This window comes from Mucilaginibacter sp. P4_A11, from assembly GCF_056402535.1.
In genome coordinates this window covers 270,597-283,554 of the sequence record NZ_JBFUHE010000003.1, presented here as the reverse complement: position 1 = coordinate 283,554, position 12,958 = coordinate 270,597, and the positions used below count along the sequence as shown (strand labels likewise).

The 12,958-nt window shown below is 42.5% G+C and carries 8 protein-coding genes; 4 read left to right on the top strand and 4 right to left on the bottom strand.

Features of this window, described 5'->3' with window-relative positions; translation table 11 throughout:
• The first annotated feature begins 4 nt into the window (after window positions 1-4).
• From AC1DUD_RS08140 to AC1DUD_RS08130, 3 genes are all read left to right on the top strand, one after another.
• A complete protein-coding gene (locus tag AC1DUD_RS08140; protein WP_477373425.1) occupies window positions 5-841 on the top strand; it encodes an alpha/beta fold hydrolase in 837 nt (278 codons plus the stop codon).
• A 273-nt stretch (window positions 842-1,114) separates the two neighbouring features.
• Window positions 1,115-2,323 (top strand): glycoside hydrolase family 88 protein, encoded by a 1,209-nt coding sequence (locus tag AC1DUD_RS08135; protein WP_477373423.1) that lies wholly within the window; start codon window positions 1,115-1,117, stop codon window positions 2,321-2,323.
• 15 nt (window positions 2,324-2,338) lie between these two features.
• A complete protein-coding gene (locus AC1DUD_RS08130) occupies window positions 2,339-2,923 on the top strand; it encodes a TMEM175 family protein (protein WP_477373421.1) in 585 nt (194 codons plus the stop codon).
• Between the two features lie 4 nt (window positions 2,924-2,927).
• On the opposite strand, the gene AC1DUD_RS08125 is transcribed toward AC1DUD_RS08130, so the two are convergent.
• Window positions 2,928-4,370, bottom strand: coding sequence for a hypothetical protein (locus AC1DUD_RS08125; protein WP_477373419.1), 1,443 nt, complete (start codon window positions 4,368-4,370; stop codon window positions 2,928-2,930).
• Window positions 4,371-4,485: 115 nt separating this feature from the next.
• Here AC1DUD_RS08125 and AC1DUD_RS08120 point away from each other — a divergent pair, with 115 nt between their 5' ends.
• A complete protein-coding gene (locus tag AC1DUD_RS08120; protein ID WP_477373417.1) occupies window positions 4,486-6,468 on the top strand; it encodes a PI-PLC domain-containing protein in 1,983 nt (660 codons plus the stop codon).
• A gap of 13 nt (window positions 6,469-6,481) precedes the next feature.
• Here AC1DUD_RS08120 and AC1DUD_RS08115 read toward each other — a convergent pair whose 3' ends face one another.
• The 3 genes from AC1DUD_RS08115 to AC1DUD_RS08105 form a co-directional block, all read right to left on the bottom strand.
• A complete protein-coding gene (locus AC1DUD_RS08115; protein WP_477373415.1) occupies window positions 6,482-8,041 on the bottom strand; it encodes an FG-GAP repeat domain-containing protein in 1,560 nt (519 codons plus the stop codon).
• Window positions 8,042-8,071: 30 nt separating this feature from the next.
• Window positions 8,072-9,409, bottom strand: a complete 1,338-nt coding sequence (locus AC1DUD_RS08110; RefSeq protein WP_477373413.1) for a vanadium-dependent haloperoxidase — start codon at window positions 9,407-9,409, stop codon at window positions 8,072-8,074.
• A 150-nt stretch (window positions 9,410-9,559) separates the two neighbouring features.
• Window positions 9,560-12,871: a VCBS repeat-containing protein gene (locus tag AC1DUD_RS08105; RefSeq protein WP_477373411.1), complete on the bottom strand. Its 3,312-nt coding sequence runs from the start codon at window positions 12,869-12,871 to the stop codon at window positions 9,560-9,562.
• Between the last annotated feature and the right edge of the window lie 87 nt (window positions 12,872-12,958).

The window sequence follows — 12,958 nt, the reverse complement described above, 5'->3', positions numbered from 1 at the left end:
TGTTATGAAAGAGATCTTATTAATGCTGCTATTTTTTATACCTGCAATTGTTAAAGCACAAAATATCCCTTACGGCAATAACCCCGCTGCAGGGAATTACTTGAAAGTAAAGGATGGTACCCGCATTTATTATGAAACTTACGGAACAGGTAAGCCATTGGTATTGTTGCATGGCGGACTCTATGGCGAGATCTCGGAATATGAAAACCTGATCCCGGTGTTGAGCAAAAACTTTATGGTGATAGCCATAGCTACCCGGGGGCATACCAAATCGGAGATAGGGCATCAGCCCTATACTTATGAGCTGATGTCGGATGATGCTTATGCGGTGATCAGGCATGTTACAAAAGACAGTGTTACTCTCATCGGTTTCAGTGACGGGGCGGTAATAGCCCTTGACCTCACCATTCGCCATCCCGATTTGGTGAAGAAGCTGGTGTTTGCCGGCGGCAATGTTTCAGCGGCAAGCTACCGCCCTGGCGAAATGGATGAGTTGAAACGCTTATCCGGCGCATCGCTTGAGCGTGATGCACCTGATTTTGTACGCGAGCGAAAAAAACTGATGCCCGAGCCCGAACGCTGGGGAGAGTTTGTCGATTTGCTTAAACATGCCTGGATCAATCAAACTACAATACCTCCTGAACAAATAAAAAGTATCAAATGCCCGGTGCTTGTTACTGCCGGCGACCGTGACCAATATAACCCTATTGAAAGTTTTGTAAGCATTTATAAACTGCTGCCATCGGCACAACTGGCCATCATCCCCAATTCTGATCATATCATTTTTTACCGGCAGCCGGCTTTAATGGAAACAATGATTATGGGTTTTGTGATGAAGTAGGGGGATAATTATTCTCCCTTGATTGCGAGGTACGAAGCAATCCCCGATAAGCAGAGCGGCTATACAAGTTTGCCCTGTATAGCTTGGGATTACTTTGTACCTCGCAATGACGATTAATGATGAGGTGCAAACGAAAAACCATCCTCACTACATCGATGTAGTAGAAAAATATAACCAAATGCGTGCCTGGTGCTTGTTTTTGTGCGTGTAAAACCTGCACTTTTATAAATAAAATGTGCCCTGCATAAGCAATTAACCAGTTATATACATTCTATGAAATTTAAACACCTGTACAAATCAACAATTACTGCATGTTTATTAGCGTTGAGTCTCCAGTCATTTTCTCAAAATAGTTTCAAACCCCAAAAGGATGTATTGGCGACGATCAAAAAAAACTTTGCTGATGCCGATGTACAATACAAGTATATGGCCAAACAATTTGGGCCGGAGCAGTTCCCTAAAACCTACCACCCTGATAAAGATAAGTTTGAAACAAGTAACAGCAGCTGGTGGTGCAGTGGTTTTTACTCAGGTACATTATTGAAAATATATCAGCAAACTAAAGATGCAGCATTGCTTAGCGATGCTAATAATAATTTAAAAGGACTTGAAAAAGAACAATATAACAAAGGTACACATGATCTTGGTTTTATGATGTATTGCAGTTTTGGAACAGCAAACCATCTCGAACCCAAACCCGAATACAAAGAAATTCTGATTAATAGTGCCAAATCACTTTCAACCAGGTTTAACCCTACTGTTGGCTGTATCCGTTCATGGAATTCAAAGGCCGATGATTTCCTGGTGATCATTGATAATATGATGAATCTGGAACTGTTGTTTTATGCCACAAAGGCAACCGGCGATTCCAGCTTTTATAAAATAGCGGTTACTCATGCTAATACCACTATGAAAAACCACTTTCGCCCTGATTTTAGCTCATACCACGTAATCAATTACGACGCAAACACGGGTGCAGTAAAAGAAAAGAAAACGGCGCAGGGCTTCGCTAACGAGTCGGCATGGGCAAGGGGACAATCATGGGGCTTATATGGCTACACGGTAATGTATCGCGAAACCAAAGACAAAAAATACCTGGAGGAGGCAAAAAATATTGCTCATTTTATACTGACCAATCCAAACCTTCCTGCCGACAAAATTCCTTATTGGGATTATAATGCAACAAATATCCCTAACGCATTGCGTGATGCTTCTGCTGCATCGGTTATGGCCTCGGCTTTATTGGAGCTTTGCCGTTACGTTGATAAAAAAGATGGTCAGGAGTATTTTAATGTTGCCCAAACTATCATTAAAAACTTATCGGCACCGGCATATAAAGCTGATCTGAACACCAATGGCGGTTTTATACTGAAACATAGCGTAGGCCATTTCCCGGCAGGTACCGAAATTGATGTTCCGTTAACCTATGCCGATTACTACTTTGTTGAAGCTATGCAGCGTTATAAGGCTTTTGCCAAATAATGCTATATTTAGCCCATGGCATTAGGTAAAGGCAGATTAGAAGCATTTAGTGATGGTGTAATAGCCATCATTATTACCATTATGGTGTTAGAGTTAAAGGTTCCCCACGGTGAAAGGCTGGAAGATTTAAAGCCGCTTATCCCTGTTTTTTTAAGCTATCTGCTAAGCTTTGTTTACGTGGGTATTTACTGGAACAATCATCATCATACTATGCAGGCCGTGCGGTCGGTAAATGGTAAAATATTGTGGGCTAATTTGCACCTGTTGTTTTGGCTGTCGCTGATACCCTTTGTAACCAGTTGGATGGGGGAGAACCACTTAACCCAATGGCCGGTCTTTTTTTATGGGATAGTGTTGATCATGAACGGGACAGCCTACCGTATTTTAGCGCTTACCCTTATCAAACATCATGGCGAAGACTCAATGATAGCCAAGGCCTTCGGAAATGATTTTAAGGGGAAAATTTCTGTTGGCTTATACGCAGTCGCTATTTTATTTACCTGGTTAAACCCTACTATCAGCGTTGTAATTTACGTGCTTGTAGCAGGGAGCTGGTTTATCCCCGATAAACGTTTTGAGCGCCTACTCGAATCGGAATAATTACCTACAGGTTATGAATGTATGACAGCATTAACCCAACAGAAAATTGCGAGGCTTTGGTATATCCGGGATCACCGCTTAAATAATTAGCTTCATTGGGGTTGTCGAAGTTTACGTTTTGCAAATACTTGTTAGTTGTACCGTATGATAGCAGGAGGCCTGTGCGCAGGTTAAACTTGCGTTTCTTTACATTAGTGCCTATCTGGCAATGATAAATATTGTAGTTACCAGTGTTTGACCGGTACCCCGAATCATCTATACTATAGAGGGCTTTGCTGATATTATTAAAATCGGTGTGAAACGATAGGTATCCCATCAAATCGGGCTTTAGTAGATAGCTTGCACCTATACCAAAGTTAGTTACCGACTTACGGACATCTTTAAATTTTAAAAACTCGGACGTAAAAAGATCATCACCACTATCAACGCCTTTTATAAAGCTTTGACTTTTGGGTGTTATAATGTTGTACTCGCCCACTTTGGCAAAGTATTCAGCAACAACATAAAACTGACCGCCTTTGTAATCATAGGCGTAGCCTAAGGCAGCGCTAAAAGGCGTTTTGTAGTTAACTTTGAGGCTGCGCTGTCTTGAATTAGCCAGTAAATTTACGGTGTCTTTTTCCTGGGGCATTATTAAATCACTGGTTTGGTAATCGCTTAATATGTTTCCGCTGCCTGCCACGTGTAATAATGGTGACGATAAGGTTAGGCCCAAATGATGCCTTTCGTTATCGTAGGCAAATCCACTTTTAAACCTGATCCCCACATTGTAGTAACCTGCAGTATAAGACTCCTGCACATTTGAAAACGGCGGAAGTTCGAAACCAGTGGTGTTATATAATGCCCTTGAACTTACATCATAATCATAATCCTGCTTGCGGATCTGTCCCTCAGCACTGATTCCGATAGCAAAATGGTCGGACGCCTTAAAGCCGCCGCTGATAATACCCGCGGTTTCATTGATACTGTTTACGTTTTTGTACTGACCCAAAAAATATTCGTTGCCGGGGCTGTAGGAATCATCAAGCACATTGAACGTAGCATCGCGCTGTTGGTTAACCCGGTAGTTCATTACCGGGTTGTGGGTTAGCGCATATCCAATAGTAAAAGGGTGTTTACCTTTTAATGATATCGTGGCCGAGATCATTTGGGGGATGATGCTTGTTGATGTTGATTTAAGATTGAGCCCGGTACCTGCACCATTTTTGATATTGATACGCCCATATTGATAAATAGATGCATTGATAGATGCCGTGCTTTTTGTACTGTAAGCCAGTAATGCTGGGTTCAGGAACATTACCCCGCTGTCGCGGTTAAAGGCTATTACTGCGCCGGGTGTTAAGAAGCCTGCCGGGTTATAGCTTGATGACCAATAGTTGGCATCCTGGGCCCTAGTGGCTTGCGTAAACATGAAAACGCAGAGAAAAATGATAAGGATTTTTGTCATAGGTCAGTTTTTATATAAAAATATCATAAATTCACCTAATTAGTTAATAATCAGAGTTGATTTTTTCATACTAAGTAAAAATCCTGTTCTATCCCTTATCTTAAACCTTTGCTTTATGAAATCTTTCAGGACTGTTTTTTTACCTGCCTGTATATTGATGCTCTTAAATATATTGACATTAAAGGCCCAAAATTTGAGTCTTAGTGTTCCTTTAAACTTTTTGCCCGCTGCCAGCACAGATAGAGCAATTGATATCACCAACTTTAAGGGCCGGTACTTTGTTACATGGAAAGAGGCTGGAGCTACCGGTCTTATCCATGTATGTTATCTTGGTAAACAATATGCCACTCAATTTTCGCAGCATGATGCCACAGCGGGTACAGAAGTTAGTGCTTATGCTCCCGTGCTCAGGGTAACTGAAAAACATATCTATGCCTTTTGGCTTGGTACCGATGGTTCTTTGAGATATATCATTAATGACAGCGATACTACTTTTAATACACAAGCCATCAATACAGTGAGTTTTAGCGGTGCGCCGAAATTAAAGCTCGGTATTACGGCTACGGTGGTCAGCGGCAAGGTCATGATCGCATCGCATGCTGATAATAAAAACGACATGGTGGTTGGCCTGCTTGATGCTGACGAAAACGGCGTATTTAAACCTGCTGTTTTGGAAACCATAGCCGACAAACGCAGTACCGACTACCCTTTTATAGTAACGCTCTCTGATAACCGTGCCCGTATCTGCTACACCAATGATGATGGCATGTTTTACGCCGATTATAATCCCGCTGATAAATCCTGGACTAAAAGAACATCTGTAGAAAAATCAAAAACAAAGGTGGCTCCGGCAGTTTATCATGCCTTTAATACTACACGCTTGTTTTATATGTGGAAGGGGTATAAAAAAGATAATTTCATTTATTACGCTTCAGAACATGAACAGAATAGGCCGATAAATGGCTATAAGGTGCCCGATTATTTTAAAACCCCTTACCCGGTATCGATATGTAATGTTGATTCTAAAAAGTTTATTATGGCTTTTGTGGGTGAAGATCAAAAGCTTTACCTAAGTTATTTTACTAACTATAATCCGGCAAGCTGGATGGAGGATACCTTGTTCCCGGCAAAGGGCAACCTTACGTTAAAGGATATTGTTATTCCGGGCGCGCATGATGCTGGCATGTCGGCCTTGAATGGCACTGGAGGTATTCACGGAAGTTCCATTAATCCATGTAATACGCTTACCCAGAAACTAAATATTGGGAAACAGCTAAACACAGGCATCAGGATGTTTGATTTGCGCGTAGGGGTGTTTAAAAATTCTATATATACTAAACATAGCTCGTCCGATTGTATGGCCGAAGCCATGGGCGGGGGATATGGCGAACAGTTTAAGGATATTCTTGATTCAGTTAAAACGTTCCTTAACCGGCATAAAAAAGAATTTATAATAATAACATTCAGCCATTTTTGCCCGAAGGAAGCTTCGGCAGATCATGTGGCCGATACCATTTTCAGCGTACTTGGAAAGGATAAGATCTATAATAACCAATCAAAAAATATAGGCGATATCAAACTGAATGACCTCGCTGGTAAAGTGATCATCACTTTTGAACAATATGCCAACCGCGAGAAACTGATCGACTCCAATTCAATGGCCGATAAGGCTAAAACTTTCCTGAATTTCCGTCGCGCGTATGCGGCTACCAATCAGATAAATAAACTGCTGGCAAGGGAAGAGTCGTTTTTTACATCGATGAAGGAAGGCACCAATAAAAACGACCTGGTACGGTTGGACTGGCAGTTAACCCAAAGCAGTGATGAGGCAGCGCTGATCTGTAATGATTTTGAGGATGAAAAGGTAAGCCCTGTTGTAAACGGGATAATGCTGCTGACCAACGTTGTAAAAAAGAATCAAAGTATAATTGATCTGGCCCAGTCTGGCAACAAATATCTGCCATCTAAACTTAACTCATGGATAGATAATGGGACTATCAATAAAAGCAATAAACCGAATATATTATATGTTGACGCTGCTGGTGCCTGGATAACCGATTACTGTATTGAACTTAACGGAACCCCGCTTTATAACTAAAAGCGTTGCTTTATTACTTCTTTGGCTGGTATAACTGATTGTAAAATACACTCAATCCATACTTGGCCGATTTCCACTTTGCATCAAGCGCTGCAGGGGCAGGTCCTGGACTTTGGGCAAAGTTACCGGTAATGATATCCATATCGCCGTCGCCATCAATATCAGCTTTTTCGAGGGTGAGGGTTTTGATCGGTACCCCGCTTTTTTGAATATATGATTTGAAAGTGAACTGATCTTTGTTCGTGTTTTCGAGGTAAATAAATGATTCATCAACCAGTTTGCCAAACTCCGGAAAAAAGGAAGTTGCTACGAAGTCGATATCGCCATCCTTATCAAAATCTTCGGCCAAAACCCGGGTTACGCCATATATTGGATAGAAGAACTTTTCCTTAAAAACATCGGCTCCCTGGTTTATATGCAGCCTGATACCATGGAATGCTTTCAGGATATTGGAGTAATCGGCATTGTCACCATGTACAGTCACAATATCTGTAAGTCCATCGTTATTGTAATCAACCAAAACCATATCGGTAGTGCCATAATCGGGCGGAAAACGTAATACGCGTTTAGCTTTAAAATTGAGGTTATCCTTCTGGTAGAAAATATAAACACTTTCATCCCCCTGCGAAAACATGGCCACAATATCTTTTTTGCCGTCGCCGTCCATGTCTTTTATATAGCACTTGATAGCGCCGGGTAGGGGCAGCAGCACATCTTCAACATATTTACCGGCTTTGTTCTTTTTAAACAGCGATAATCCACCTGTTTTGTTGCCGAAGTTGCATACTACAATTTCAGGTGTGCCATCGTTGTTCAGATCGTTTATTTCGGTGGAAACAGGGCGGTGCAGTTGAGTTAGCAAGGGAACAGCTCCGGTATCTGCCAGCTGCGCGTATGAGCCTGTACTGAGTTCGGTAGGATATAGTTTGCCTATCTGGGTAAAGTAGGTGTTGTTTTTATAAAAATTAAAATCAACAACAGGGCTTTCACTTTTTATAGTTTTAGTTACTCCCTTACCGTATTGCCAGTTTAAAACCCGGTTGTAAAAATTTCCAATCCACAAGGTTTGCGTATTAGTGTTATACTCCAAGCCTGTAATGAGTGATGGTGTTTGATCATCAACCTGTACATCCTGCCTTACAAACTGCGTAAGAGAGTTGTTGCGGGTGAGGCGTTTTTCATCAAGGCTAACACTATCCGGCGCATTGCTGATGATATAGTCCCTGATCTTAGCCCAATCTGCAGCTGTACAAACTGGTTCTTCGGGGATGATATTATGTTTTTTAACAATGGCGCGCTCCTCGTCGGATAACCCTCTGAGCGGATCGTAACTTGGATAAATGATCCCCATGCGGGCTGCCATAATTGGCAATACGTGTCGCGTCCAGATCTCTTTGGTCAGGCCTGCCGGGTCTGGTGCTAAATGACAAATTGTACAATGCTGCAAAAACAACGCGCGGCCTTCCTCATCTGTTACAATGGAAGCGGATTTTGTTTTTACGGTGAATGAGTTAAGACCCAGGAGCCCGGTAATAATGAAAGGTAATAATAAAACCGTCCCCCTGAATCGCATAATTAAAAGCTGTTTGCTTTTAACTACGTTCTAATTACCCAAATGGTTTACTCCGGCTGCTTTTAATTTTTTTACAACGGCTGCCGCAACATCCCGGCCCTGCTGGTTTCCGTTAACAATGGCATCTTTAAAATGGATACCGCCATAAAAGCGGGACAAAGAGGCTTCTTCAGCGGCCTGCCAGAATGATTTGAAATCACGCGGGCCAACGCCGTAGGGAAGCTCCGAATCGTCGGTGTAAGCGAAATTATCTCCTAATAAATAACTCAACACACCTGCCGACGAGTTTGAAAGCACAGCATGACCGCTCGGATACTCCGGAAAAGGCGGGGTTTGCAGCATAGGCGCCCATTTAATGTCGATGTATTTGTTGATGTAAGTTTCGGGACGGATACCATTACTGCGGTATTTCTCGTCCCAGCAACTGATAAAAGCGTCCATCTCGGTCATGGCCACCAACGTTGCTACTTGTATCGACTTATCAAAACTTAGTCGGGCTTTTTTTACAGCTATGCCAACAATATTCATCCAGTGCCCTCCCGGACTGATCTTTTTAAAACCGATCATCATGTGACCTGACGTGGTAACCGCAAAAGGGTTACAATCCCAAAAATTGGCGATCATGTTCTGCTCGGCCGACATGTTTTTGGATACCTTATATACCGCATAGGCTTCTTTATAAAACTCACTCGTGCTATCATTACTGAAGGCAGCTGGTCTTACGGGCACAAACTGGTCGGACGAATCGATAAACATAGGCCTGATGGTTTTCCAGTTAGGTTCAACCGCCTCCATATACATTGGCGGGGTAGGGAACCAGTTTTTACCACCTTTTATAGGCGAATACCGAAGTTTGCCGCTTAGTTTGTTGTAGTTGTCTGATTTGGAATATTTAATAACTTTTGCAGTCATTTCAGTCGCGGCTGCTATTGATTGCTTAATCACCTCATCGCTGATGTTGTTTTCTTTAAGAAGGGCTACGTACTTATCTTCATCCTCCTGCAGCATAAAGCCCGATGGCAGCATCTGTTTGCCGGTTTCCAGTATGCAGTACATGGCGGCTATACGATAATCATACTTATCGGCCGGGATACTGATCTGGTTATCCTGTGCGTAACTTTTGATGAAATTGTTAACCGGTACTATCTGTTTATTGTTAAGGCTAACCAAATTATAAGCCCCCATGGTTACGTAAGCATAGTAGCGCGAAGCAGCGGGCGGGTTTACCACATCATGGATCATAACCGCTGAAATAGCGTTTACAGCCTTATCAATGTGCAGGTACGGAAGGATGGGCTTTTTACTCTTTTGCGCATAGGCTGTTGTGCTTATCAGCGCCAAAAATAATATGGATATTCGTTTAATCATGTTTTTTTAATCTCTTTCTGAAAGTCATATAAGATAAGAAAATCGTCATTGCGAGGAACGAAGCAATCCCCGATTTGCAGGTTCGCCCTGTATAGTTTGGGATTGCTTCGTTCCTTGCAATGACGGTCTTATTGATACATGGTTTGCAACTTAATATTTATAAAACTGCAATGGCTGGTCAGATACACCCATCAGCACATAATTAGCACCGTTTATTTTTACCTCTGTGGCCGATTTTACATCACCATTTACCGATAGTCCGGCCAGGGGCTGAGTTTGATACGTGAAATTACCTTTACCGTCACCGGTAAGCAGGCAGCCGTAGTTTGCATCAAAGCTGCCCAATTTTAGACGATTATCTGAATGATTGCCTAACAACAGGAGATCTGTTTTGCCGTCGTGGTTAAAATCGCCGCTTAGGATCTCGGATACCGAGGAGTATTGGGCTTGCAAAGGCAATTGACCTTTCACAAACTTGCCACCCCTGTTTAGGAAAAGGCATGTTTCCACTTCGTTGGCAATGAGCTTAGTTGCTTTTGCAAGTTCTTCAGGTGTTAAAATATCCTTCATGGTAGCATCGCAGTAAGCTTTATATGAGGCAAACCGTTTACGCATCGGGTAGATCTGGTCGTTAAGCTCATCGCGGCTTACAAAGGGATAGCTCACACCCTGTATATAAAAATTAAAGAACGGATCGATTGAGCCGTTGTTGTCGAAATCTGCAAAATACATTTCGGCCGGCTCGGTTTGGCTGGCGTGGATTTGTGTGTTTTCGCCAAGGTTACCAGCAATAATATCGGGCTTGCCATCGCCATCCACATCTGTAACGGTCATTGTGTTCCAGAAACCGCTTACAGGGCGCTCAAAGTATTTAGCTGTTTCATCAATAAAACCGGTTTTGGTATTGGTAAATACGGTGATAGGCATAAACTCGCCACATATCACCAGGTCCTTGCGGCCATCGCTATTTAAATCAACCCATTGTGCATCTTTAACCATTCCGATATTACTAAATGGGGCATCGGTAATTTCAAAATGACCTCCGCCCGCGTTAGTAAGGAGGTAGCTTTTGGGTGCCGATGGATAATAGCCCGGCGTAATGTTTGAGCCTATAAACAAGTCTATTTTGCCATCTTCATTATAATCACAGGGGCGCACACATGATTTGCTGCTGCCGGTTAATACCGGGAGGGAGGTGCTTGAAAAACTGAAATTACCTTTGCCATCGTTCAGGTATAGTTTATCTTGTAGCTCGTTGGTGCCCGGCTCTAAAAGGGAATAACCACCTTTTGCAATGTACAGATCAGGGAAACCATCACCATTGGCATCAAAAAAAGCTGCCGCTGATGTGCTTCCCGGGGTCATATCAGATATTTCCTGAACTGTATAAGTACCGCCTGCTTTTTGGATAAAGATCTTGCCGGGGGTATTCTGATCACCTGCAATAAAAAGGTCTTCAAGGCCATCCTTATTTACATCAGCTTTAACTATCACCGGCCCTGTTTTTGAGCTCATGAACAGCATCAATGGCTGGCGCTTAAAATCATTGATATTATTTTCGGTATGGGTATAATCAATAGCGGGTTTAGCTAAGTTGAAGATTGACTTTGCAGTTTTTTTTCCATCGGTTTTAAATGCAGGATTACCTGTTTTATAGGTAATGTTTAAGCGTTGATTAGCTTTTACACCCGTAAGCAACTGTGATGTTTGATCGGGCCAGATGATCCTTACAGAATCGACATGCTGTTGATCTCCTAAACCGAAATTCAAAACGGTTGATACGCATGAAAGATATCCCCTGTTAGGGTTAACCTCCTGGTATTGTACCTGTTTACCGTTGTACACAAACACTTTTGAGCCTATTGCATTGGTATTCCCTTCTGGTTGTTTAAGGTTTATGGCCAGGTAGTTCTTTTTGCCAGTTTCCATGGTCATGTTTTGTAATATGGAAGCCTCGCTGTTGATATTGTTGGTAACCAGGTCAAGATCACCGTCATTATCAAGGTCGGCGTAAACCGAGCCGCTGGAAATACCGCCCTTGGTTATCCCCCAGTCTTGTTTTTTATCGGTAAAGGTGAGGTTATGATTATTTTGAAAAATATAATTTGAAAGGGTAGTGGAGGGCATTGCCTTAACCAGGTCCATCAGCAGGAATGGTTCATGGTCTATTGCTTTTTTGAGCTTGTAATCGCCCCAGTAGCGTAAAAAGTCCTTATTGGTATAATCGCGGAAATAGCCGTTGGAGATAAAAATATCTTTGTAACCGTCGTTGTCAAAATCGGCAATGAGGGGGCACCAGCTCCAGTCGGAATTAGAAACGCCTGCCAGCTGGCCAATTTCGCTAAAAGTGCCATCGCCATTATTAACCTGCAGCATGTTGCGCATATATTGTTTGTACAGGTTTTGGTTCAGCATCAGCTCAAATGATTCATAGTTTTCCTGTAGTTGTAACAGCTTTTGACGGCGGTTATCTGGCGGCAGCATATCAAGCGTCATCATGTCGGGCAGGCCGTCGTTATTGATGTCGGCAATATCAACGCCCATGGAAAACTGGGAGAGATGTTTGAAGCACTTTTTACTTTCTTCGGTAAATGTGCCGTTGCCGTTGTTTATATAGAGGTAGTCAGGTTCGTTATAGTCGTTGGTTACATAAATATCCTGTAAACCATCTTTGTTGATATCAGCAATGGCAACCCCAAGACCAAAGGTGAGTGGATTTTGAATGATACCTGCTTTTTGGGATACATCTACAAAATGGCCGCCCTGATTTTCAAAAAGCTTATTGCTCGCCAGCTCATCGGTTTGGGATTTGGCCTGCGCCAATTCAAGGTTGCTGATTTTTTTTACGTTATGGTTAAGCAGGAACATATCCAGCTTGCCATCATTATTATAATCAAAAAATACCGCCTGGGTACTATAACCCGGATCATCGAGACCGTACTGTTTGGCCATTTCAACAAATTTGTTGTTGCCTTTATTAATGAAGAGCTGGTTGCGGCGTTTGGCGTTATCGCCCAGTCCTGAGTAACATACATAAATATCTAACAGGCCGTCGCCGTTGACATCGGCCATGGTAACGCCTGTTTTCCAGTCGCCGGGTCTGCCCGCCAGTCCGTCGCCGGCTTGCCGGGTAATGTCTTTGAACTTAAGGTTGCCTAAGTTGAGGTATAGTTTGTTTTGACCAAGGTTACTGGTAAAAAAAAGATCTTCGAGACCGTCGTTATTGATGTCGCCAACCGCAACACCGCCGCCATTATACAGGTACTCGTAAGAGAGTACGTTAAGCTTTTCGTCCTCCACCAGGTCATTTCGAAATTTAATGCTGGTTTCTTCGGGCGTGAGCAGCTTGAACAGCGGTTGCTGGGCATTTGCCTTAAAAGCGAAAAGGCTTAGTGCAAAAATAACGCGTAAAGTTTTTGGGCTTTTAATAGTTAAATTAAAGAGGGGAGAAGAACAACACATTATCAACAGATTTTTATTATTCCGGGTTGCAGGGGACTTAAAATTAATGATTTGTATTGGTAATTGCTACCGGATTGTTAATCCTTT